This is a genomic window from Pseudoalteromonas sp. SCSIO 43088 (assembly GCF_023650795.1).
Classification (GTDB): Bacteria; Pseudomonadota; Gammaproteobacteria; order Enterobacterales; family Alteromonadaceae; genus Pseudoalteromonas; species Pseudoalteromonas shioyasakiensis.
This window is the reverse complement of the sequence record NZ_CP072675.1, coordinates 401,362-425,149: the sequence shown is the minus strand read 5'-3', so window position 1 is coordinate 425,149 and position 23,788 is coordinate 401,362. Positions and strand designations below refer to the sequence as shown.

The 23,788-nt window shown below is 42.2% G+C and carries 19 protein-coding genes; 3 read left to right on the top strand and 16 right to left on the bottom strand.

Annotated elements, in window-relative coordinates; all coding sequences use genetic code 11:
* The 9 genes from J8Z28_RS02065 to J8Z28_RS02025 all read right to left on the bottom strand — a co-directional run bounded on the left by J8Z28_RS02065 (position 1) and on the right by J8Z28_RS02025 (position 9,914).
* Positions 1 to 600: a hypothetical protein gene (locus tag J8Z28_RS02065; RefSeq protein ID WP_063528175.1), complete on the bottom strand. Its 600-nt coding sequence runs from the start codon at positions 598 to 600 to the stop codon at positions 1 to 3.
* Complete coding sequence (locus J8Z28_RS02060) at positions 593 to 1,135, bottom strand: RNA polymerase sigma factor (RefSeq protein WP_063528174.1); 543 nt, start codon at positions 1,133 to 1,135, stop codon at positions 593 to 595. The genes J8Z28_RS02065 and J8Z28_RS02060 overlap by 8 nt, the downstream gene beginning before the upstream one ends.
* Before the next feature lie 130 nt (positions 1,136 to 1,265).
* Complete coding sequence (locus J8Z28_RS02055; RefSeq protein ID WP_063528173.1) at positions 1,266 to 2,195, bottom strand: hydrogen peroxide-inducible genes activator; 930 nt, start codon at positions 2,193 to 2,195, stop codon at positions 1,266 to 1,268.
* A gap of 76 nt (positions 2,196 to 2,271) precedes the next feature.
* A complete protein-coding gene (locus J8Z28_RS02050; RefSeq protein WP_054563530.1) occupies positions 2,272 to 3,540 on the bottom strand; it encodes an inorganic phosphate transporter in 1,269 nt (422 codons plus the stop codon).
* Positions 3,541 to 3,583: 43 nt separating this feature from the next.
* Complete coding sequence (locus J8Z28_RS02045; protein WP_063528172.1) at positions 3,584 to 4,261, bottom strand: TIGR00153 family protein; 678 nt, start codon at positions 4,259 to 4,261, stop codon at positions 3,584 to 3,586.
* Positions 4,262 to 4,411: 150 nt separating this feature from the next.
* Positions 4,412 to 5,113 (bottom strand): phosphate signaling complex protein PhoU, encoded by a 702-nt coding sequence (phoU, locus tag J8Z28_RS02040; protein ID WP_054563528.1) that lies wholly within the window; start codon positions 5,111 to 5,113, stop codon positions 4,412 to 4,414.
* Between the two features lie 47 nt (positions 5,114 to 5,160).
* The gene (pstB, locus tag J8Z28_RS02035; RefSeq protein WP_062566615.1) at positions 5,161 to 5,988 is read right to left on the bottom strand and encodes a phosphate ABC transporter ATP-binding protein PstB; all 828 of its coding nucleotides are present in this window, start codon (positions 5,986 to 5,988) and stop codon (positions 5,161 to 5,163) included.
* A gap of 26 nt (positions 5,989 to 6,014) precedes the next feature.
* Entirely contained in the window at positions 6,015 to 7,664 is a 1,650-nt protein-coding gene (gene pstA, locus J8Z28_RS02030) for a phosphate ABC transporter permease PstA (RefSeq protein WP_250659795.1), read from the bottom strand.
* Positions 7,665 to 7,679: 15 nt separating this feature from the next.
* Complete coding sequence (locus J8Z28_RS02025; RefSeq protein WP_063528170.1) at positions 7,680 to 9,914, bottom strand: ABC transporter permease subunit; 2,235 nt, start codon at positions 9,912 to 9,914, stop codon at positions 7,680 to 7,682.
* Positions 9,915 to 10,262: 348 nt separating this feature from the next.
* Here J8Z28_RS02025 and J8Z28_RS02020 point away from each other — a divergent pair, with 348 nt between their 5' ends.
* The 3 genes from J8Z28_RS02020 to ppx all read left to right on the top strand — a co-directional run bounded on the left by J8Z28_RS02020 (position 10,263) and on the right by ppx (position 14,492).
* A complete protein-coding gene (locus J8Z28_RS02020) occupies positions 10,263 to 10,769 on the top strand; it encodes a glycine cleavage system transcriptional repressor (protein WP_054563525.1) in 507 nt (168 codons plus the stop codon).
* Between the two features lie 161 nt (positions 10,770 to 10,930).
* Positions 10,931 to 13,012, top strand: a complete 2,082-nt coding sequence (gene ppk1, locus J8Z28_RS02015; RefSeq protein WP_054563524.1) for a polyphosphate kinase 1 — start codon at positions 10,931 to 10,933, stop codon at positions 13,010 to 13,012.
* Entirely contained in the window at positions 13,005 to 14,492 is a 1,488-nt protein-coding gene (gene ppx, locus J8Z28_RS02010) for an exopolyphosphatase (RefSeq protein ID WP_062566619.1), read from the top strand. The genes ppk1 and ppx overlap by 8 nt, the downstream gene beginning before the upstream one ends.
* 276 nt (positions 14,493 to 14,768) lie before the next feature.
* Here the strand turns inward: ppx and J8Z28_RS02005 are convergent, their stop codons facing one another.
* From J8Z28_RS02005 to J8Z28_RS01975, 7 genes are all read right to left on the bottom strand, one after another.
* Entirely contained in the window at positions 14,769 to 15,224 is a 456-nt protein-coding gene (locus J8Z28_RS02005; RefSeq protein ID WP_054563522.1) for a hypothetical protein, read from the bottom strand.
* A 142-nt stretch (positions 15,225 to 15,366) separates the two neighbouring features.
* Positions 15,367 to 18,471, bottom strand: coding sequence for an efflux RND transporter permease subunit (locus tag J8Z28_RS02000; RefSeq protein WP_250659794.1), 3,105 nt, complete (start codon positions 18,469 to 18,471; stop codon positions 15,367 to 15,369).
* Positions 18,468 to 19,925, bottom strand: a complete 1,458-nt coding sequence (locus tag J8Z28_RS01995; RefSeq protein WP_054563520.1) for an efflux RND transporter periplasmic adaptor subunit — start codon at positions 19,923 to 19,925, stop codon at positions 18,468 to 18,470. The genes J8Z28_RS02000 and J8Z28_RS01995 overlap by 4 nt, the downstream gene beginning before the upstream one ends.
* A complete protein-coding gene (locus tag J8Z28_RS01990; RefSeq protein WP_055020902.1) occupies positions 19,918 to 21,240 on the bottom strand; it encodes a TolC family protein in 1,323 nt (440 codons plus the stop codon). The genes J8Z28_RS01995 and J8Z28_RS01990 overlap by 8 nt, the downstream gene beginning before the upstream one ends.
* Before the next feature lie 104 nt (positions 21,241 to 21,344).
* The gene (locus J8Z28_RS01985) at positions 21,345 to 21,698 is read right to left on the bottom strand and encodes a hypothetical protein (RefSeq protein WP_055020901.1); all 354 of its coding nucleotides are present in this window, start codon (positions 21,696 to 21,698) and stop codon (positions 21,345 to 21,347) included.
* 43 nt (positions 21,699 to 21,741) lie between these two features.
* The gene (locus tag J8Z28_RS01980; protein WP_250659793.1) at positions 21,742 to 22,356 is read right to left on the bottom strand and encodes a paraquat-inducible protein A; all 615 of its coding nucleotides are present in this window, start codon (positions 22,354 to 22,356) and stop codon (positions 21,742 to 21,744) included.
* A 54-nt stretch (positions 22,357 to 22,410) separates the two neighbouring features.
* Complete coding sequence (locus J8Z28_RS01975; RefSeq protein WP_055198963.1) at positions 22,411 to 23,688, bottom strand: EAL and HDOD domain-containing protein; 1,278 nt, start codon at positions 23,686 to 23,688, stop codon at positions 22,411 to 22,413.
* Between the last annotated feature and the right edge of the window lie 100 nt (positions 23,689 to 23,788).

Below are 23,788 nucleotides of genomic sequence, written 5' to 3'. Positions count from 1 at the left end.
TTAATACTCCAAATTGTTGGCAACGGTTGGCAATGGTCCGCCGTCCACTTGCTCTGCTAAATCATTTAACTGCATACGTAAGTACGCTTGGTCTTGGGCGCGCTGCGTCTTTATATATGCAAGTACGCTGGCAATATCTTCTTGGCGCTCGACTCGCCCAGTTTTAATCGCTTCTTTGGCCAGTTGGTACATCTGTTGTTGCTGCACTTCGTTTTGCGCAGTAATGATGTTTTGCAACTGATCAATTTGCTTTTGTTGTGACTCTAGTAAATTGGTTTGCTTGGCCACTTGCTCAAGTAACTGCTGATTTCCTTGCTGTGGATTACTAACAAAAACCCATGCGCAAAATACAATGGAAGCAGCCACTGCCCACATTCCAGCACCAAAAAACAGACTTTGTTTTTGCACTTTCGGCATCGTAGACTCTCGATCCCAATTTGGTACGGGTACCGTTTCATAATGTTGACTTTGTTGTTGCCACTGCATTGCATTGTTCATCATTGATGCATACTCAGCATTGGCTTGTAGCAACGCAATTTGATCTTCAGTGAGGCTTTCGCCTTCTAACCATGCGGTAAATAATGAATCTAAATTAGCCATCTACGGCCTCCAAATGCACTTTTAACTTACCAAGCGCACTGTATAGTCTTGATTTAGCTGTATTGGTCGAAATACCTAATTGCTCAGCGATTTCTTCAAATGTACAGTGCTGAAAAAACTTTAACTCCACCACCAAACGTTGCTCCCAGGGTAAATTGTTCATCATTGCTTTGAGTTCATGATGTTGCTCAGATTGCAGTTGATTGGTTTCTAACTCGCTATGCTCGCAGCTTTCTTCTGGTATACCATCTAAACCTTGATGCAGCTTACGGCGGCGGTAATATTCAACACTACGCCGGTGCACTATTTGATAGAGCCAAGTATTAAAACTCGATTCACCACGAAAGCTCGGCAAGCTTTTATAAACAGAAATAAACACTTCTTGCATTAAATCCATTGCATCATCTGGGTGGCTTAACATCCTTAGGCAATAGTTATATACCTGTGTTTCGTGCTGCTTGACTAATTTCAACCACGCCCGTTTATTGCCCTGTTGCGCTTTAGCAATTAGTGTCTCAAGTGATTGAAAAAACACGCTAGCCTCGTCATCTGATCTGCCTTTAATGGTTTTGTTATTATGTTAGTCGAGGGAAGGAAAAAAATAGTTTGCTTAAATAATAAAAAACCCCAAATATTTTTTATTTGGGGTTTTTTATTTAGAGGTTTTATTCGTTGTCACACTGACCGTCTAAGCTACACTGCTTATTAAGAAACAGCTCTAGCTGCTGGCTAAATAGCCTAAAGTCTCTGATCCGGCCTGTGGTTTTACGCCACACAATGCCAATATCTCGGTATGCATCGCCTTGTGATGGCGTAGCAACCATATCTTTTTTATCTAAAATACCGGCATTGATAGCCATTTGCGGTAAGAAGGTAACACCAAGCTGGTGTTCAACCATACTTAATAAGGTATGTAAGCTTGCCGCTTCAAATGGGTTAATACAGCTTGAGCGATTCAAATGGCAGGCACTTAACGCGTGGCCTGTCATACAGTGCTCACGCTCTAGTAAGAACACACTCGCATCTGGTAATAGGTTAAAGTCTTCCACGCCATCTGCTGGTGTGTAATCTTTATGGTGCACTAGGCTGAACTGATCTTTAGCGAGTACTTGGGTATGAAACTTTTCAGTGTCATACGGTAAAGCAAGTAATGCCATATCAATTTGGCCATGCTCAAGTTTATCGAGTAGCTTGTCACTGGTGTCTTCAACCAAGACTAGCTCTAACTCGGTAAAGGTCTGTTTGCAGAAATGATATAAAGGCGCAGCAATAAAGCTGGCAATCGTCGGGATCACACCAAGCGTTAGTGTGCCACTTAAAGGCGTTAAAAAGCTTTTTGTCAGCTCTTTAAGGCTAAGGGTGTCGTCAATAATCTTACGTGCTTTTTCGACAACCTCTTCACCAATTGCGGTAAACATTAAGCTGCGATTTTCACGCTCTATAAGCTGGCAACCTAAGGTTTCTTCTAAGTTTTGAATTGCACTACTTAAGGTTGATTGACCAATAAAACAGGCGCTTGCTGCGCGGCCAAAGTGTTGATGTTGGTGGACTGCTAATAAATACTGTAGTTGTTTAATACTTGGTAAGTTATTCATTCTCTACCTGCAAATAAAAAGACCCCAATACCTAAGGCATTGAGATCTTTTCAAGCTAAAAGTCTTTTAGTACTTTTTATACCCCGAAGGCAGTTCTCAGTACATAGAAAATAACAATAGCAAGGGCTGCGCCAACTGGCAATGTAATTACCCAAGAAACTACAATGTTTCTTACAACACCCATGTTAAGTGCTGCAATACCGCGTGCCATACCTACACCTAAAACCGCACCTACAAGTGTTTGCGTAGTAGAAATAGGTAAACCAGTACCTGATGCGATAACAACTGTAGAAGCAGCAGCAAGCTCAGCAGCAAAACCGCGGCTTGGTGTTAAGTGCGTGATACCTTCACCGATTGTTTTAATTACTTTCTTACCTAAAATAGCAAGACCAGCAACAATACCTAAACCACCTAGTGGTAAAATCCACCATGCGATAGCCGCTTTCTTAGCGATTTCACCGTTGTGCTCAACAATGTTTACAACAGCAGCTAGTGGACCGATTGCGTTAGCAACGTCGTTTGAACCGTGTGCGAAAGCCATACAACATGCCGTTAGTACCATTAGTACTGCGAACACTTTCTCAACGTTGTTGAATTGCATTGCTTTGTCAGCTTTAGGGTCAATTTTAAGGCGAGCAATCGCAATCTTACCGATGATTGCAACTACAACAGCAATCGCGATAGAAAGGGCATAGCCTTCAACAGCACCTAAGTTGATACCAATGTGCTTTAAGCCTTTCTTGATTGTTACAAGCGACATGATGAAGCCCGCTAGACCCATATAGATAGGTACAAAACGCTTAGCATTTTTAAGTGGTGCATCAGTGTCAAAAATTAGCTTTTGCGCACTCATGAAAATCAAGTAAGCAATAAAACCAGAGATAGCAGGGGTAACAATCCAGCTACCTACGATACCCATTACCTTGTTCCATTGGATTGCTTCGCTACCTACTGCAACTAATGCGAAACCAATGATGGCACCGATGATTGAGTGAGTCGTAGATACTGGCCAGCCTAAGAAAGAGGCAATTAATAACCAGCTACCTGCAGCGAATAACGCGGCAATCATACCTAGTATCATTAACTCAGGTATGTCCATAAACGGCGTGGCATCGATAATCCCTTTACGGATTGTAGATGTAACCTCACCACCGGCAAGGTATGCGCCAGCGAATTCAAACACCATCGCGATGATGATTGCTTGTTTAATTGTAAGTGCTTTTGAGCCTACTGATGTACCCATCGCATTGGCAACGTCATTTGCACCAATACCATAAGCCATGAAGAAACCGACTGCGGCGGCAGTTAAAACCAATAACGTGCCGTAATTTGCAATGATATCCATTGTGTGAACCTTTAATTTTTTTCGTGTTTGAACTGATTTTTAATTAACGAGCTAACATCAGCTCAAGACGAGAACCTACGCGCTCTGCAATATCTGCAAGCTCGCCTACCCACTCAATGATCTTGTATAAGAACATCACGTCAACAGGGTTAAGTTCATTTTCGATGGCGCGCAATTGACGGCGAATTATGATCTGCATGTCATCCGTGTCTTGTTCAATAGCGTCCAATTCAACGAGCATTTTTTCAACTAAAGTCACTTCTCGACCTTTGAAGCCCGTTTCAAGCAGCTCATCTAGCTCATTGATTGCTTTTGACGCTTGTTTAGTCGCATCAACACAACGAGTTACATAAGCAAGGAAATCTGTTTGGATTTCGGTAGGTATGATCATCTCACGACCAACTACACGACCTGCGATATCTTTTGCTTTGTTAGCAATTTTGTCTTGTTGAGTAACAAGCTCTAGCAAATCGGTACGCTCAACTGGCATAAATAAGCCACGAGGTAGTTGAAGGCGGATGTTACGTTTCATTTCATCAGCTTCACGCTCTAAATTACGAATGTTTAGACGGATTTCTTCCGCTTCTTGCCATTCTTCTTTAAACACGTGATTAAAGAAAGGGATCAATGCTTTACTTGCTTGATGTACTTTCTTAATGTGATCTTCCATAGGCTTAATAGGTGATTTAGCAAAAACCCCTAAAAATGCATTTGTAGGCATAACTGACCCTTTATAAATTAGTATGCTTTGGCAGCTGCGAATTTTACAGCATTGTGTTCGATTGTGAACGCTTTTTCTGCCTTACATCACCAATAATAGACAAAGCGGCCAAAGGCCGCTCGTTTTAATAATGAAAAGTTGCGGTTAAATTTACAGCGACTTTTCGATATCTTCTTGAGATGTATGACGAATATCTTTGCCGTTAACAAAATAGATGATGTATTCAGCAATATTCTGGCAACGGTCGCCAATACGCTCTAATGAACGAACTGACCACACTAAATCCATAATTTTCGGGATTGAGCGTGGGTCTTCCATCATATATGTCATGATTTGACGGGTAATTGCTTCGTATTCGCGGTCAACTTTGGCGTCTTCTTTATGTACTTCAAACGCACATTGCACATCCATACGTGCAAATGCATCAAGTACATCATGAAGCATTTTCGATACTTGGCGACCCATGTTTTCAATGTTCACCAGTAGGTCTTGCTGATCTTTTGTGAATGAGTCCAGCGCAACTTTAGCAATACGCTCAGCTTCATCACCAATACGCTCTAAATCGGCAATTGTTTTTGCAATAGCAATTACAAGACGTAAGTCACTCGCTGCCGGCTGACGGCGAGCGATAATGCGTGTACATTCTTCGTCGATGTTCACTTCCATTGCATTTACTTTGTAGTCGTTTTCACGAACTTTTTGTGCAAGATCGGCATCACCATTACTAACAGCATCCAGTGCACTGTTTAGTTGTTGCTCAACTAAACCACCCATGTTTAATACATGGTTACGCACATTTTCAAGCTCTTCATTAAAGCGGCCCGAAATGTGTTTATTGATATTATGTTCCATTGTCTACCTCTATAAATTTCGTTTACGGTACCAAGTGACTTTATTAACTAACCGTAGCGGCCTGTAATGTAGTCTTCTGTTTTCTTCTTGCTTGGTGTTGTAAATAACGTATTGGTATCTGAATACTCAATCAACTCACCCATGTACATAAACGCAGTTTGGTCTGATACACGAGCAGCCTGTTGCATGTTGTGAGTAACGATTACCACGGTAAACTTATTCTTTAAGTCGTTAATTAGCTCTTCGATAACTAAAGTAGAAATTGGATCTAGTGCCGATGTAGGCTCATCCAGAAGTAGTACTTCAGGCTCGATAGCAATTGAGCGAGCAATAACAAGACGCTGTTGCTGACCACCCGATAGGCCAAATGCACTATCGTGTAAACGGTCTTTAACTTCATCCCATAATGCCGCGCCACGTAAAGATTGTTCAACCACTTCGTCTAGTTTACGCTTTTCTTTAATACCTTGTAAGCGTAGGCCATAAACGACATTTTCGTAGATTGATTTTGGAAATGGATTAGGACGTTGGAATACCATCCCGACATTTCTTCGTAGTGCAGCAACATCTACATTCTTATCATAGATATTGTGACCATGTAGTAAGATCTCACCATCGATACGACAGCTATCAACAAGGTCGTTCATACGGTTGATACAACGTAAAAGTGTTGATTTACCACAACCCGATGGACCGATAAATGCTGTTACCTGACCTTTTGGGATGTTCATATTTACGCCGCTAAGCGCTTGTTTATCACCGTAGTATAGATCTAAGTCTTTAATCTCTAACGCTGTTTGTTCTGCAGTTAGGTTATCTAAATCTAGCTTTGCCGCGCTTTTAGCTTGGTTTACTTGTGGTGCAACTGTAATCATCTCTGTCTACCTATAAAAATTCTGTATTAATGCTCAAGAGCTCTAAACTTTTCGCGTAAGTGGTTACGAATACCAATCGCGGTGATATTCAGGGCGATAATTACTGATACCAGTAAGAATGCCGTGGCATATACCAGCGGACGTGCCGCTTCTACGTTAGGGCTTTGGAAACCAACATCGTAAATGTGGAAACCTAAGTGCATAAATTTTCTATCTAAATGTATGTATGGGAAGTTACCGTCAAGTGGCAGTGTTGGCGCCATCTTAACAACACCAACAAGCATTAGTGGTGCTACTTCACCGGCTGCACGTGCAACCGCTAAGATTAAACCTGTCATAATCGCTGGGCTTGCCATCGGAATGATGATACGCCATAGCGTTTCTGCTTTTGTTGCGCCAAGTGCTAATGAACCATGACGAACCGTACTTGGAATACGTGATAAACCTTCTTCAGTCGAAACAATAACAACAGGCAGCGTTAAAATTGCTAGCGTTAAAGCAGACCAAATCACACCTGGAGTACCAAATACTGGGCTTGGCGATGACTCAGGGTAGAACAATTGGTCAATACTGCCACCTAGCATGTATACAAAGAAACCTAGACCAAATACACCGTATACAATCGAAGGTACACCTGCAAGGTTGATTACCGCGATACGAATCATCTTAGTCACGGCATTTTTTGCTGCGTATTCATGTAAGTAAATCGCTGCAACAACACCAAACGGCGTCACAATCACTGCCATTAGTAATACCATGAACACGGTACCGAAAATCGCTGGGAATACACCGCCTTCAGTGTTTGCTTCACGTGGGTCATCTGCTACAAACTTACCAAGTTGCACAAAGTAGTGACCAAGCTTAGCAAAGAAGCCCATGTCATTAGGGAACCACACATCAAGAACTTGATACAGAGGTAAAGTAACCACTTCACCACGCATGTCTCTTACAGTTACTTGGTCACGCTTTGCTTGTTTACGAAGCGCGAATAACTGCTTTTCTAACACTGTGTACTCAGCACGTAGCTCAGCACGCGCTTGTGCAAGCTCAGCAACACGCTCATCGGTTAGTTCGTTATCAAGCTGGTATGCCTTTTCTCTTAAGCGTAAACGTTCAAGCTCATAGTTAATATGACCAATATCACCATTTTGTAAGTCTAACGCTTGGTCATTCAGGTCAACAGCACGGTCAACAAGATCATAAAGCACGTCGATTTTGTTATCAGTGATAACTTCACCGTCTTTAATAACCTGTTCTACATAACCGTAGAAGTTACCGTTTTTACTACGCTCGAATACAGCAAGCTCAGCTGGCGCAGTACGCGATGTGATGTCTGTCTCTAGTACCCAACGGAAATCTAGAGCTACGTACTCACGGTTACCTGTTTTAATCAATAAACGCTCTAGTTGCTCTTTATCGTAATGAGATAAATCAACGCCCGTCGCCTCAATACGTGATTTTGCAACTAGCTCACGGTCATAAACTTCACCGATCACTGTTTGCTTTTCAACTGAGCCTTGCAGCTCAAGTTGCACTACTTCTGATGGCCAGAAAAAGCTTAAACCTTTCCAAGCAATCATGGCTAGTAAGCCAAGAACCGAGATTAAACTGATGCTTACCGCACCGCCGGTCATCCAAATCCAAGGAGAACCAGACTTAAACCACTGCTTTACCATGTCGTGTCTCTCCACCTACATTGAACTGTATTTATCACGCAGTTGCTGTCGAACAAACTCAGCCACTGTGTTGAAAATGAATGTGAATATGAATAATACAAATGCTGCTAAGAATAGAATGCGATAATGCGAGCTACCTACCTCAGACTCAGGCATTTCTACCGCGATATTCGCTGCAAGTGTTCTCATACCCTGGAAGATACTCCAGTCCATAATAGGTGTATTACCTGTTGCCATTAGTACAATCATTGTTTCACCTACAGCACGGCCTAGACCCATCATTACTGCTGAGAAGATACCTGGGCTTGCTGTTAGTAATACTACGCGAACCAATGTTTGCCATTGTGTTGCACCGAGTGCTAATGAACCATTTGATAAGTGCTTAGGAACACTGAATACCGCATCTTCAGCAATTGAGAAGATAGTCGGGATAACAGCAAAGCCCATCGCAATACCAACAACTAGTGAGTTACGTTGGTCAAACGTCATACCCAGTTCATTGGTTAAGTACTGACGCACATTGCCGTCAAACATCCAAAGCTCAATTGAGTTACTCATCGCAAACGATAACCAGCCGATGAAAATAACCACTGGAATAAGTAAAATTGAGTGCGAACCTTCAGGAATACGGTGACGAATTGACGCCGGTAGCTTATTCCAACCAAATGCCGTTAATAAAATAGCGATTGGTAGCAACACCAATAATCCGATAATCGCAGGTAAATGCTCTTCAATTAATGGGGCTAACCAAAGACCCGCTAAGAAACCTAGGATTACCGTTGGTAATGCTTCCATGATTTCTACCGTCGGCTTAACCACTTTACGTAATTCACTCGACATAAAGTACGCAGTGTAAATTGCCGCTGAAAGTGCAATTGGTACCGCAAATAACATTGCGTACATTGCAGCTTTAATCGTACCGAATGAAATTGGCACTAATGAGAACTTAGATTCAAAGTCATCACTTGCAGACGTTGACTGCCAGATATAACCCGGCTCTGGGTAGCCTTCGTACCATACTTCTTGCCATAACGCAGACCAAGTTACTTCTGGGTGCTCGTTATGAATTTCAATTACTTTTAGCGCGTCATCAGCAAGAATAAGTGCCGCATTTGAACGTGGCGCTATTGCAAAGTTTTGAATTGGACCTTCGCTTACTTTACCTTGCCACAGTTTGGCATCGCTAGTTGTGTAATAAATACCTAGCTCACCGTTAGCGCCTGCTGTGAAGAATGTACGACGGTAGAACTCGGTGAAAATGTTTAGTTTCGATTGCTTGCTGGTTTCAAATGCACGAATCTTTTGGAACTCACGGCCATTTTCAGTGTTTACTTCAAACCACTGTGAAACTTCGCCATTATCGTTAGCAAGCATCAGTGAGTTGGCACCAGCCAATAGCTGAGTTGAAACTAGGTTCGCGTTTTCTTCGTTAGCTGCAAGCAGTTGGATTTGCTCAACTTCAGAAGGGTAACGGGTATCATATACGTAAATTTGATTTGCTGAACGTACAAATGTACGTGTTGTATCTGGTGAGATTAATAGCTCATCAACACGACCTTCGATATCAAGCTCAGTTCGCTCAACAACCCACTCTACTTCGCCGGTGAACATGTTTTCTTCACCCACAAAGCTGCTGAATATAACGCGCTTGTCAGCCGTTAAAGCAACAACAGCTGTTTTATCTTCGTAGTGGCTAAATGCAAATTTAGTGATTGCCGCACCTTGCTCATCAACTTCAAGCGCCATATCACCCAGCGGGTAATCTAAACGTGGTGTTAATTGGCGTTGATTGTTCGGGAATGTCACTAGGAATTTTGGCGCAACCACAACCACAGAGCCATTTTCTAGGCCGTATGCGTATTGCCCCTGAAACGGTGCAGAGCTTGCGAAGCTGCTTACATCGCTTGGTAATTCTGTATTAAGAGTGGTGATCTTTTTACCAAATTGCTCTTTTTCAACATTGTAAAAGTCCACATTACCTTTTTCACCAAGTAAAAAGGCAATTTCTGTTTGTTCTTCAATGCCAAGACCCACAACTTCTGACGCATTTTGTAGTTTTACACTGTTACGTGTATCTACTTTTGCTGACTCAAAAATAGGTTGAACAACATAAAGAAGGTAAAAGAATATAAGTAGCAGTGCTACTAGCACCATTACGCCACCTGCGGAAATACCCCACTTGGCAAACCTGTCTTTAAATAGACGGCTTCTATCCGTATGAAAGGTAGGTTTATTCGGATTGGAAGTCATCAAAACACCCTTAAATCTTAACGTTGCGCGCATTATATTTCACCAAGATGACAGTAATGTTACAAACGTCATAATTCAGTGTAATAAAGCGAGTATTTCAGGGACGTATTTTAAAGTTAAAAAATGACCAAATTGCGACATTGCTCTGCGTATTTATAACGACCAAATTGACAAGCTAACAAACTGTTATAACTAATTTTTTATAACTATATGGAAAAAATTGGACAAACAATAAAACTGCATCAATACTCAAGATGACTTATTTTTTTCGACAATAAGAATCATTTTTAACCAACGCCTCCTTCCTTTTATTGCATTTTTCAGAGGCATTTTTATAGAGATATAAGTATGAAGCAGTTAGTAATTACTATTTTGGGGCCAGATAAACCCGGCCTAGTTGAAGACCTTTCAGCCACAATTTTAAACCATCATGGTAACTGGTTAAGCAGTAATTTGAGCCACCTTGCAGGTCACTTTGCAGGGATCATTGAGGCAGCAGTGCCTGAAGAGCACCTGCAAGAGCTGCAAGACGCATTGCATAGTTTGCCGTATTTAGAAATCAGAATTGAACGCGGCGCCGAAACACTTTCAGAAGAAAAATCTGAACAAATCAATTTTGTCATTACTGGCAACGACAGACCTGGCATTGTGCAAGAGCTTGCCAGCGTTATTCGTCACAAAGGGGCGAATATCACTCACCTAAATTCAAAACAACAAAGTGCACCTAACTGGGGTGTGCCAATTTTTAGTGCTGTTGCCACCGTCGCTTTGCCAATAGGCATGAACAAGGACGAAGTAATCACGGCACTCGAGTCTATTACCACAGACTTAATTGTTGATATTGAGGACGCATAACAAGCAAGTTTATAGGGATATTTAAACTTAAACTAAGCTTTAAAAATTAATGACATACATGTCACATAACTGACATGTATGTCATAAAAGTGATAAATACGTCATATAAACGTCATCTGCATCCTCTATATTCTAACTAGCTATAAACGTTGGAAAACCAGATGAACGCATCACATTCTTCTTCTCAAGCCGTTAATTACTTTGCCAAAGAGCTAAGTTGGCTGTCTTTTAATGAACGCGTGCTGCAAGAAGCCAAAGATAAATCGAACCCGATTATTGAGCGCATGCGCTTTTTAGGTATTTACTCAAACAACATGGATGAGTTTTTCCGTGTCCGTGTTGCCGATGTAAAACGCCGAATATTACTTAATAAAATTCCTGATGCGAACTTTGAAGAAGACGAAATACTACTTCATCAGATCCAAAGTAAAGTGCTGCAGCTTGGTAAAAAGTTTAACCAAATTCATAAAGATATTTTAAATGACTTAAACGAGCACAATATTCACGTTGAGTTACCTGAGGAGTTATCTGAATTTCACTTGAGTTGGCTGAAAAAATTCTTCCACGATAATGTGCTACAACACATATTGCCGATTTTACTCTCTGAAAAGAAAGACTACTCAGATCAAATCAACGACACCATGACTTATTTGTTTGTCGAGATGACTAACCAAAAAAGTCATTATGCCATGATGGAAGTGCCAACCGACCGCGTATCTCGTTTTGTTATTTTGCCACCAGAGAAAACACGCCGTCACAAAACCATTGTGATGCTAGATGACATCATCGCCTACTTTATTCGCGATGTGTTTAGCAGCTTTTTTAGCTTTGATGATATTCAATGTTATGCCATCAAATTAACCCGTGATGCCGAATACAACTTAGATGACGAGCTTGAAGAAGGCTTGCTCGATAAAATGTCAAAAGGTCTAAAACAACGTATTTCTGCTGAGCCTGTGCGCCTTGTTTATGACGAGAGCATGCCAGCTGAAATGCTTAAAGTGATGAAAAAGCGCCTTAATATAAGCCAACATGATGCGTTGATCCCCGGCGGTCGCTATCGTAATTTCCGCGACTTTATTGCGTTTCCGAATGTTGGTCGTCAGTATTTAGAAAACAAACCACTACCGGCATTACAAAGCACGGCTTTTAACAATCACTCAAGTGTGTTTGATGCCATTTCAGAACAAGATATTTTACTGTATTACCCTTATCACACCTTTAACCATTTACTTGAATTTGTACGCCAAGCAGCATTTGACCCAGATGTAACCCAAATTAAGGTCAATATTTATCGCGTTGCGAGTCAGTCTCGACTTGTCTCTACGCTTATTAATGCCGCAAAAAATGGCAAACACGTAACCGTTATGGTTGAGCTGAAAGCGCGCTTTGATGAACAAAACAATATTGAATGGGCAAAAACCCTAAGCAATGCCGGTGTTAAAGTGATCTTTGGTATTCCTGCGTTGAAAGTTCACAGTAAGTTATGCGTTATTCACCGTAAAGAAAAGAACAACATAGTGAAATATGCCCATATAGGCACGGGTAACTTCCACGAAAAAACCGCCAAAATCTACACTGACTTTAGCTTATTCACCAAGTTTGAGGGCATTAGTGAAGAGTGCGATAGTGTGTTTAAGTTTATCGAAAGCAGCTATAAACCATTTCAATTTGATCATTTGATGATTTCGCCAGTCAACGCACGACAAACTATTATGTCGCTAATTGATGCTGAAATAACAAATGTAGAACATGGTAAGGCTGGCCGAATTACGCTAAAAATAAATAACCTTGTTGATAAAGAGCTGGTTGATCACCTCTACTTTGCCGCAAGACGCGGTGTGAAAATTCGTATTATTGTGCGTGGCATGTGTTCGTTAGTGCCCTCTGCCGTTAACGAAAATATTCGCATTATTAGTATCGTTGACCGCTTTTTAGAGCACCCTCGGGTGATGGTGTTTCATAATAATGGCGACGAAAAGGTTTATATTTCATCGGCAGACTGGATGACCCGAAATCTTGATCACCGTGTTGAAGTAGCCGCACCGATTTATGATGAAAAATTAAAACAGCTTATTATTGATATTCTTGAGCTACAGTTTAAAGATAGAACAAAAGCACGCATAATCGATAGCGAACAAAAAAACAGCTATGTGCGCCGCGGCAATCGTAAGAAAATTCGCTCGCAAATTGCCATTTATGACCACCTTAAGAAATGGGAAAGTAACTATAATAATGAATGATTATCCCTCAATTGCTGCCGTTGATTTAGGCTCAAATAGTTTTCATTTAGTGGTGGCAAGAGAGGTCGATGGCTCTTTGCAAATCTTACACAAAGAAAAACAGCGCGTTTACTTAGCTGACGGTTTAGATGATAAAAATCATTTAAGCCAAGAAGCAATCGAACGCGCGCTGGCGATTCTAAAGCAGTTTGCTACTACCTTGCAGGACTTCCCCCTTGAGAATGTCAAAGTGGCCGCCACTTACACATTACGCCGCGCTAAAAATATTCATTCGTTCTTAACCCAAGCAAGTAAAGTGTTTCCTTACCCAATTGAAGTAATATCGGGGCAGGAGGAAGCGCGTTTAATTTATCAAGGTGTTGCCCATTACATTCATCACGATGAAAACCGCTTAGTCATTGATATCGGCGGCGGCAGTACCGAACTCATCATTGGCAAACACTTTAAGCACAAGCTACTTACTAGCCGCAATATGGGCTGTGTTAGTTACACCAAGCAGTTTTTTGCAGATGGACAAATCACTGCTAAGCGCTTTGCCAAAGCTGAAGTTCGCGCAGAGCAAGAACTCGAAGTGATTTTCGCCAACTACTTATCGGCTGGCTGGCAATCTGTGGTGGGAACATCAGGCACTATTAAATCTATCCTTGCCATGATCAATGCTAACGATGCAGAGCAAGAGCTAATTACTTTAGAGCGATTATTAGAGCTAAAAACTCAGTTTATTGCTGCTAAACAAATAAAAGCGCTACAAATTGAAGGTCTTACACCTGAGCGGCAAGTGAGTATTTGTGGTGGTTTAGCTATTTTAATTGCGGTATTTAGGCTGTTTAAAATCGAAGCGTTGCAATACAGCGACTTTTCACTTCGTGAAGGCCTGCTACATGAAATGCAGCAAAAGCTCGCCCATAAGGATATTCGCACTAATACCATAGCGAACCTATCTGAGCGTAATGCCATAGATAAAGAGCATGCTAACCGCGTCTCGACAACTGCAAAGTGGCTGTTTGAACAAGTAGAAGAGGCATGGCAACTTACCGATCCTGACTACATCAACTTGCTGGATTGGGCCGCGCAGCTGCATGAAATTGGCTTAGGGGTTAATTCATCAGGGATACATAAGCACAGTGCGTATATCGTTGCGAATAGCCAATTGCCTGGCTTTACGCAGCAACAACAAACCTTGCTTAGTTGCATGATCCGTTTTTATCGTAAAAAAATTCGTTTAGAAGAGTTTCCGGCACTGCATACCATGCAGCATTATGAAATATTGCAACTTATTGTGATTTTGCGCTTAGCGGTACTACTGAATCAAAAGCGTATTACCGATCAAGGTTTTAAACTTGAGGTAACAGCCAAGCAAAATAGTATGTTCTTAAAGTTTCACAACAAGTGGCTTAAAGAACATACCTTGCTTTTAGCTGACTTACAGCAAGAGCAAAAATACCTTAAAAAAGTCGGCTTCTTACTCGATTTTCATTAAGCTGATTAATATATACCCAAACCACCTCAAGATGTGAGTTTCAGTTGGAATTAAAAGCGATTTAGGCAAGGCATTGATTGCAAGTAATAGTGGTTCTATTGTTAAGATCAATAACGCAGTATAAATCGCTTTTAAACCAACCCGTTGGGCGCTTCACAGGCACTTACTCTCATAGTTGTTACTTCTTAAAAGGGACTGCCATTCTTACAAAGTAACGCCTTGATATTAAGCACCTGTGAAACGCTGAATTCTGCATCTTGAGGTGGTTTGGGTATACTACATATCCATATGACGGTTTGAGCTTTGCATCATTTGCTTAAGGCCTTGATGTTCAAGCTCAAGTAAACGTTCGAGCTTTTCTTTACTTTGCTCTGTATCAGCTCGCGATACCAAGTACTCGTATAAGTCGATTACTTTTTGGTGTTGCGTGGTTAAGTAAACCTGAATCGCCTTTTCATCAATTTGCTGATCTGTGCTGATATCGTTAAAAGTAATTAGCTCTGGGTTTTCAGCAAAATACTCATAGCAATAGGTATCAAGCGTGTTTATTTCTGTAATAGCTTTAAAGCCAACGAGATCTTCTGCCAGTTTCTTCTCATATTGCAGGTAATAATCCACCAGCATTTGATTATGCTCGTCCAGTAAGTCTTTAACACTGTGGAAGTTAGCTGCCATTTGAGTATGAAATAACACGGTCCAATCATAAACTTGTTGTATTGTTTTAACTTGCATGTGCATTCCTTATCAAAATCAATTTAATATGACTTTGCATAAATCACACCAGAAATAAACTCATTAATTTTCAATATCTTAAAAATAAAGTGTGTAACTTGCAGCAAGTTAAAGCGTACAAGTTACACACTAACTGTAAAATTTATAGGTAACGTTTACGCCATAGAAAATAAAGCGCAGGTAACACAAGTAGCGTTAAAACTATGGCGCTGAGCATCCCACCGACCATAGGCGCGGCTATTCGGCTCATCACCTCACTGCCCGTTCCAGTGCCATAAAGCACTGGCAGTAACCCTATGATAATAGTGGCAACTGTCATCATCACTGGTCTAACCCGAAGGCCTGCACCATTGATGATTGCTTGGCGCAGCTCTGTAACCGTGAACTGTGCTGATTGCGCTTTAGCATCTCGATAAGCTTGGTTGAGATAAACCAGCATGATCACGCCAATTTCTACGGCAACCCCAGCTAGGGCAATAAAACCAACCCCAACAGCAACCGAGAAGTTGAAGCCTTCAAGGTACATCAGCCAAATACCGCCTATCATAGCAAGCGGTAAGGTCAGCATGATCATTGCCACCTCAATAAAGCTTCTAAAATTGAGGTATAACAGCACCACAATAATTGCCAAGGTTAATGGCAATACGTAACTGAGTTTAGCTTCTGCGCGCTCCATATATTCATATTGCCCCGCCCAAGTAATTGAGTAACCAGCTGGTAGCTCGAGTTGCTCATGCAGCGCTTGTTGCGCACGCTCAACATAACTGCCGATATCACTGCCTTCAATGTCGATTAAGCTCCAGCCATTAATACGAGCATTTTCACTTTTTATACCCGGCGGGCCATCTTCGATGAAGACATGAGCTACATCGGCCAATGCGATACGCTGTCCGTTTGGTGTCACTATCGGTAACAACTTAAGCTCTTCTGGCGAGTCGCGATAATCTTGCGGGTAACGTAAGTTAACTGGGTAACGCTCTTGCCCTTCAACAGTTTCGGTCACATTCATACCACCGATAGCGGTGGCAACAACCTGTTGTACATCAGCAATGTTTAAACCGTACCGTGCTGCTTTTTCACGGTTGATATCGACTTTGATGTAGCGACCACCGGCAACGCGCTCAGAGTAAACCGAAGCCGTGCCCGGTAAATCTTTTAAGATGACTTCAATTTGCTCACCGATTTTTTGAATTTCACTCAGCTTTGGCCCTGCTACTTTGATCCCCACAGGCGTTTTAATACCAGTGGCAAGCATGTCGATTCGGGTTTTGATTGGCATAACCCACGCATTAGTAAGCCCTGGGAACTTAACCAGATTATCGAGCTCTTTTTTCAGTTTCTCGGTTGTCATACCCTCGCGCCACTGTGATTTTGGCTTTAACTGAATAAAGGTTTCGATCATGGTCAGCGGCGCAGGATCTGTTGCAGTATCCGCTCGACCTACTTTACCAAATACCGACTCAACCTCTGGCACACTGGCAATTAGCTTATCGGTCTGCTGTAAGATTTCACGGGCCTTACCTATTGAAATACCTGGGTAAGTCGTTGGCATATACATTAAGTCGCCCTCATCAAGGGGAGGAATAAACTCACTACCAATTTTATTAACCGGGTAAAAGCCAATAGCAGCCAACACTAATGCCAGTACCAATGTTGTTTTCGGTACTTTTAATACCGCATTTAACAAGGGTTTATAGGCTGCCACTAATATGCGGTTTACAGGGTTTTTCTGCTCCGAAATAACCTTACCGCGAATAAAGTAGCCCATTAATACCGGCACCAGTGTAATCGCTAAACCAGCCGACGCTGCCATCGCATAGGTTTTTGTATAAGCCAGTGGCGAGAACATGCGCCCTTCTTGTGCTTCAAGAATAAACACCGGCATAAAGCTGACAGTGATGATCAATAAACTAAAGAATAACGCGGGCCCGACTTCTGCGGCTGAGTCCATCACCACTTGCCAACGATTTTCATCGGTCAGTGGGGTTTTCTCCATATGCTTATGCATATTTTCTATCATCACGATAGCGCCATCGGTCATTGCACCAATGGCAATCGCTATCCCGCCAAGCGACATGATATTGGCGTTTATACCTTGCCAATACATCACCACAAAAGCCGTTAAAATACCCATTGGCAACGTGATAATGGCTACGATCGATGAGCGTATATGGAATAAAAACACTACACACACTAAGGCCACGACAATTAATTCTTCAATTAACTTTGAGCTTAAGTTATCAAGCGCTTGGGTAATAAGGTTTGAGCGGTCGTACACAGGGATGATTTCAACCCCCTCTGGCAGGCCTTTTTTGAGCGACTCTAGCTTTTCTTTTACGAGTTTAATGGTTGCTTCGGCGTTTTCTCCAAAGCGCATCACAACCACACCACCAGTTACTTCACCCTCGCCGTTTAGTTCGGCAATACCACGGCGCATTTGCGGCCCAAGTTTTATATCAGCCACATCACGTAATTGCAGTGGCGTGCCATTGGCATTAGTACCCAGCGGAATGGCTTCTAAATCTGCGACACTTTTAATATAACCTGTGCTTGATACCATGTATTCAGCTTCAGCCATTTCGACCACTGAGGCACCACGCTCTTGGTTACCTTGCTTAATTGCTGTTTGAATTAAACTCAGCGGAATACCATAAGCACGCAATTTATCGGGGTCGACATTCACCTGATACTGCTTAACCATACCACCAACAGACGCTACTTCTGATACACCCGGCACCGTTTGCAGCTCAAACTTTAAAAACCAATCTTGCAGGCTGCGTAGCTGACTAATATCGTGCTTACCGGTTTTATCCACCAGCGCATACAAGTAAATCCAACCCACACCTGTTGCATCAGGGCCAAGTTCAGGCCTTGCTGAATCTGGTAAGCGAGCACTTACTTGACTCAAATACTCTTGCACCCGGCTACGTGCCCAATAAAGGTCGGTGTCTTCGTTAAAAATAACGTATACATAAGAGTCACCAAAAAACGAAAAGCCCCTTACCGTTTCAGCACCCGGCACCGACAACATGGCTGTAGTGATAGGAAACGTTACTTGATCTTGCACCACTTGAGGCGCTTGTCCTGGGTAAGACGTTTTTACAATAACCTGTACATCAGATAAGTCAGGCAAGGCATCAACTGGGGTATTCTTTAAAGAAAAAATCCCAAAGCCCGCCAACATTAAAGACAGCAGTAATACAAAGAAGCGATTACCGACTGACCAACGGATCACGGCAGCTATCATTGCATTTCTCCTTGCATAGGGTGGCTCATGGTCATGATGTCAAAAATCACAAACTCACCGTCTACCAACTTAAAGGTAAAATGCACTTCATCATCACTTTGTAAACTAGACATATCGATACGCGGCGAAAAATGAAATTCCATAGTTGCAGCCTCGCGTCCCCACTTAGGGATAGCCTCACGGCTGATCACGGCTGTGCGGGCTTCACGGTCAATGCTGTTGATCACGCCATTGACCATTGCGCTGTCACTATCTGGCTCTTGCATACGCATAAAGTCAGAACTCTTACTTGATTCGGAATCTATTAAGAACTGCGCTGAAACCACTACGTTATCGTCTTTCAATAAGCCTGATAAAATTTCGACATCATGATTATCACTACGACCTAGCGTCACAGCCACTGACTTAAAGCGCCCTTCACCTAAATCAATCACGACACGGTCTTGGCTACCGGTGCGGATCACCGCTTCTTTTGCGATGACTAATTGCGGCTCAGTTGGCTTAGTAGTAATGCTGACTTCAGCAAACATATTCGGTTTGAGTAAGCCATCTTGGTTGGCAAAGCGTAAACGCACGCGAAGGGTACGATTTTTCTCATCAAGGGTTGGGTAAATATAATCGACCTTGCCTTGCCAGCGCTTACCCGGTAAGTAATCTAAGCTCATAGTAACTGGCAAGCCTTTATGAATTAGCCCTGCTTGACGCTCAAAAACTTCAGCCTCAACCCACACTTCTTCTAGGTGAGCAATACTCATCATGGTTGTGCCCGGTTTCACAAAGAAACCTTCGCGGATATTTAACTCATCCAATACGCCACTTTGCTTGGCATAAAAGGTAATGTTTTGTCTGACCTTTTGGCTTTGCTCTAATTGGGTAATAAAATCGTCAGAAACATTCAGTGAGGCTAAGCGTGCTTTTGCCGCACGTATAAGCACTGCATTGTTACGTTTAAGGGCAAGCAATAGCTCTTCTTGTGCATTCACTAGCTGTGGAGAATACAAGGTATAAAGTGGCTCGCCTTGCTTAACTTGGTCACCTGCAGCTTTTACATATAAGGTTTCTATCCAACCTTCGACACGAGGGTGAATATGCACGAGTTGGTCTTGGTCGTATTGCACATAACCAACCGTATCAACCGTCGTTTGTAATGATTTAAACCTTACGGGCGCTGTTCTTACCCCTAAGTTATTAACGACTGCTGGTGAGATTCTCACAGTACCAGGGCTGTCTTCAGCGCTACTTTGCTCCTCATAAACGGGGACTAATTCCATACCCATTGGCGATAAACCCGGTTCATCACGGCGGTAATTACTGTCCATAGGCGCCACCCAATATAAGGGCTTTTTCTCAGCGCTTGGCATAGCTTCATGATCTGGCTCAGCTAGTTTATTTAAAGCCGTTGCCAATGCCGCACCTACCGCCAAGGCGATAACTAATTTCACTGTATTATTCATTGGTAGCTCCTTGGCTTTGTGCTGCATTTATTTGGTTATCTTTTGCTGCTGCGTAATAGTTAAGGCGAGCGAGGGTTATTTGTTTGTCTATTTCGATATTCAATGCATCAATTTTTGCGTTAAGTTCGCTGATGCGTGCACGCATCACTTCTGAAAAGTCACCATCATCGTTGGTGTAAGCATTTAAAGTCGCTTCGGCTTGCTCCGCCATTTGCGGTAAAAGCTGCTGTTGATATAGTGCTTTGCGCTGAGCAAGTCGGCTTAGTTGGCTAAGCTCTTTAAAATACTGACCTTGCAGTTTTTGTAGGGTAATAAGTTTGTTGGTTTTTACCGCCTCGGCATTAGCTATTGCGGCATTAACTTGTTGATCTTGACGGTTATCAGTAAACAGCGGTAAATCAACACTTACCCCAATAGAGAATAAGTCAGCGCGAGAGTCACCCATCGGGGTATCATCACGATAGCCATAGCCTAGGTTCATACCAAATTGCGGCTTATACGCTTCTTTAGCCACTTTCACTTGGGTGTTTTTGGCACGCATAGCATGATCAATAGCAATAATTGCCGGGTGATTCATCAGCACTTCAGTCACCCCCGATGGCGCAAGCTCTTGATAAGCCATTACTGCGGTCACCTTGGTATTTTCATCGCTCACTGCACCGTTTAGCATTTCAATAGGTAGCCATTGTGCTAGTCGTTTTTTTGCACTATCAAACTGTTGCTCTAACATCACCAGCTTATCTTCAAGCCGAGTCAGCTCTAGCTGGGCGCGAATAATATCCTGCTGGCGAGTCGCACCAAGTGTATTGGCATAGCTTGCTTCTGTAATATCAATAAGCTGATTAAATAAGGCTTTATCTTGGCTGATCAGTTGAATGCTTTTTTGTGCGCGATAGGCATTTAGCCATGCTTCGCTAACAATGGCTTTAATCTGTGCTTGGCGGTCAGCTCTTAGCCAAGGGTATTGTTCAGCCGATTGTTTTAAAGCTTGTTGCTGTAAGGCAAGACTATCACCTCGGCTAAATTGTTGTGACAAGCCCACTTTGAATTGCGTCATACCCTCTTGGTCAAAGGCAAAGCCATCGGTTGGTAAGTTCATGAGTCCAACGGTTAACACTGGATCTGGCAAGGTACCTGCCGCAATGCTTTGCGCTTCTATCGCCTGTTGCTGGTATTTATTTGCCTGTAACCAAGGCTCGTGAGTCAATGCATAATCAATCACCTGATTAAGCGCCAATGGCTCTGCTTTCACTAAACTTGAGGTTATCAATACTGCGCCTAGAGAAAGCGCCTTAATCAATTTGCTGTGAATCATCACATGCTCCAAAAATCTTAAAAATGGTTAAAAAACAATAGATTTTGGGTGCAGAATAAGGAGTATTTCAGCGTTTTACTGAATTTTAGACAGACCTATCCTGCTTAAGCAGTAATAGGTGGACGATATAAAGAACTTGCGTGGAAACTAAGCTGGCTGGCGCCTAACACGGTGACTTTTTCTGATTGCTTAATTGATTTAACAACTAAATCATTTAACGGCAGGAGTGAATGAGCTGTACAGGCATTGAACGGACACGCACAATCGCTGTTATCCATTACGTCTTCATGGCAACAATCCATATCACTCATGTCGCTGTCAGCACTCATATTAGCATGATGATCCATCTGCATACTGGCATGTGGCATATCACACACCATAGCAACAGACGCAATTGACTGACCCACAAAAGTGAGCAGCATCATAGCTATCAATAAGTAGCTTGAAAGTCGCGTCATCATCATACCTTAAAAATTAATTGCCCAAATTGTAGCCCAAAATTTACGCGCTCGACAAGGGCTTATCTATTTTTATGTTACTGCTGGCAGCAATAGCAAACAGGCAATAGCCAGTAAAATACCAAAATCCATCCCCCAGTTCGGCATGCATTTTGATTAGCTCGCCCATTTGCCCATCGGCATTACCAGCCAAATAAGACACGATTAATGCAATCACAAACACATCGACCATGCTCCATTTACTTAGGCCCTGTATGAGTTGACCGAGCAAATGCTTAAATCTATTCGCAGGTAAAAAACAATAAAGCAATTGCATCAGGAGTTTTAAAGTGGGAATAACAATCGAGAACACTGCAACAAGCGCGGCAACAAGGTAATTTTTGTTATTGGCGAGCTCATTCACGGTGCCCCAAATGCTGCGTGTTTTTTTGTAGGCATCTATTTCACCTTCGAGCTTATCAAGCCCCAACATGCTTGAAGCCATCATTAACACGCTACGGGTATTGCGATCGCCTTCATCGGCAATCATTTCAATACCTGTTTTGGCAAGCTTAGATTTATCGATTTTTCCTTCTAGGGTGAGCACAGGCTGGGTTACACCAAGAATTAGTAACGCCAAGGCAATTAAAATAGCCAGTACTGGAAAAACAACACGCATTAGTTACAAACCTTTTTAATACTCAGAGCCCGCATCATAACGAACTCTGCACTTTTAGTCTGTAACCGATGATAAGCTTGCGAACACTTCATCGGCATAAGCACGGGCATCGTACATAGCTTGAAAAACCACATCCATCTTTGACGCAGGGCGGATCATCATTAGCAGCTCATGAGCAGTTTGCCATTGCTCTTCTTCCATCGCCTTAACAAGTTGTAAGCTCGCACCTTGCATGCCATTAAAGTTTAACAGTGCGCTCGAAAGCTCACTACCCAGTGAAAACTCTTTGGCAATGATATCAAGCTCCATATCTAAAATAGCATCAAGTACGGATAGTAAACCGACTAAATAACCCTGCTCAGCTAGGTCTTTACCACCGGGTTCAAGCATCAGCGCAATAAACTTAGCTCTTGTTAAGCCCAGTTTAGTTAGCTCTTGCGGTTTATCATTGCCTAACTCGCTCAGCGCTAATACCCGTACAAATTGTCTAATCGCGTCTTCACCAAGGTAAATAACCGCTTGTGAAATCGAACGAATTGTTTGCTGACTATTGCTTATACGAGCATTAACTAATTTTAAAATGCGTGCTGTAAGGCCTATATCTTTAGCAACTCGTTGTTGAATTGCGTCAAAATTTAAATCTGTTTGCGCAGTACAGTTAAGTAATTCAAGCACGGCAACTTTTGATGGTTCAACATTACCAAAACTTAAAAGCTCTGGCTTGGCAAAAAAGTAGCCCTGAAACAGGTCGCAACCTGCTGCTTTTAGTTGCTTAAAGTCTTCATAAGTTTCAATGCGCTCCACTATGATAGTGGTTTCTGGGAAGCTGCGTTTGAGCTTTTTGATCATCATGTTGGTTTTGATAATCGGCTGCGTGACTTCAAGCTTAATAAAATCCATTAAAGGTAAAATATCTTGCCATTTATCTGTGCCGTCGTAATCATCAAGCGCAAACAAATAGCCTTCTTGTTTTAACTGCTTAACGCGGCTCACTACTTTTGGAATGCTAGTAGCCCGCTCCACTATTTCGATAACCGCACTGCGTGGTTGCAGCAACTTAGGGAAATCATCCAAAATAGCGTCGGTCGATAGGTTGATAAACGCAGGTTGAAAGCCCGTTAGTTTTTCGAGTCCCATCAACATTAATGCGTTAAAAAACAGCCGTCCCGTTGCTTGACCATCACTGGTGCCTACCGGAAAGACATTATCACTCGATTCTCTATACAATAATTCGTAAGCATACAAACTTCTATCAGCATTAAATATTGGCTGCCGGGCTATATACTGAGTCATGCTCTGACTTTTGTTACCTTCCATACTTAATTCTGACATTCTACTTCTCACTTAGATGTGGCTATCTCCACATTACTATTGTTATAAGTATAGTGAAAGATGTTTGCCTTGCTAAAAAACAAAAACCCAACCAAACTAG

What these genes read in the sequence shown, in the direction of transcription:
- J8Z28_RS02000 (WP_250659794.1), bottom strand. Translation starts at nt 18,471, where the DNA reads ATGATAGCTGCCGTGATCCGTTGGTCAGTCGGTAATCGCTTCTTTGTA.
- J8Z28_RS01995 (WP_054563520.1), bottom strand. Translation starts at nt 19,925, where the DNA reads ATGAATAATACAGTGAAATTAGTTATCGCCTTGGCGGTAGGTGCGGCA.
- J8Z28_RS02045 (WP_063528172.1), bottom strand. Translation starts at nt 4,261, where the DNA reads ATGCCTACAAATGCATTTTTAGGGGTTTTTGCTAAATCACCTATTAAG.
- J8Z28_RS02025 (WP_063528170.1), bottom strand. Translation starts at nt 9,914, where the DNA reads ATGACTTCCAATCCGAATAAACCTACCTTTCATACGGATAGAAGCCGT.
- J8Z28_RS01980 (WP_250659793.1), bottom strand. Translation starts at nt 22,356, where the DNA reads ATGCGTGTTGTTTTTCCAGTACTGGCTATTTTAATTGCCTTGGCGTTA.
- J8Z28_RS02005 (WP_054563522.1), bottom strand. Translation starts at nt 15,224, where the DNA reads ATGCAAGTTAAAACAATACAACAAGTTTATGATTGGACCGTGTTATTT.
- pstB (WP_062566615.1), bottom strand. Translation starts at nt 5,988, where the DNA reads ATGATTACAGTTGCACCACAAGTAAACCAAGCTAAAAGCGCGGCAAAG.
- J8Z28_RS01985 (WP_055020901.1), bottom strand. Translation starts at nt 21,698, where the DNA reads ATGACGCGACTTTCAAGCTACTTATTGATAGCTATGATGCTGCTCACT.
- J8Z28_RS02020 (WP_054563525.1), top strand. Translation starts at nt 10,263, where the DNA reads ATGAAGCAGTTAGTAATTACTATTTTGGGGCCAGATAAACCCGGCCTA.
- J8Z28_RS02050 (WP_054563530.1), bottom strand. Translation starts at nt 3,540, where the DNA reads ATGGATATCATTGCAAATTACGGCACGTTATTGGTTTTAACTGCCGCC.
- J8Z28_RS01990 (WP_055020902.1), bottom strand. Translation starts at nt 21,240, where the DNA reads ATGATTCACAGCAAATTGATTAAGGCGCTTTCTCTAGGCGCAGTATTG.
- J8Z28_RS02055 (WP_063528173.1), bottom strand. Translation starts at nt 2,195, where the DNA reads ATGAATAACTTACCAAGTATTAAACAACTACAGTATTTATTAGCAGTC.
- J8Z28_RS01975 (WP_055198963.1), bottom strand. Translation starts at nt 23,688, where the DNA reads ATGTCAGAATTAAGTATGGAAGGTAACAAAAGTCAGAGCATGACTCAG.
- phoU (WP_054563528.1), bottom strand. Translation starts at nt 5,113, where the DNA reads ATGGAACATAATATCAATAAACACATTTCGGGCCGCTTTAATGAAGAG.
- ppk1 (WP_054563524.1), top strand. Translation starts at nt 10,931, where the DNA reads ATGAACGCATCACATTCTTCTTCTCAAGCCGTTAATTACTTTGCCAAA.
- pstA (WP_250659795.1), bottom strand. Translation starts at nt 7,664, where the DNA reads ATGGTAAAGCAGTGGTTTAAGTCTGGTTCTCCTTGGATTTGGATGACC.
- ppx (WP_062566619.1), top strand. Translation starts at nt 13,005, where the DNA reads ATGAATGATTATCCCTCAATTGCTGCCGTTGATTTAGGCTCAAATAGT.
- J8Z28_RS02065 (WP_063528175.1), bottom strand. Translation starts at nt 600, where the DNA reads ATGGCTAATTTAGATTCATTATTTACCGCATGGTTAGAAGGCGAAAGC.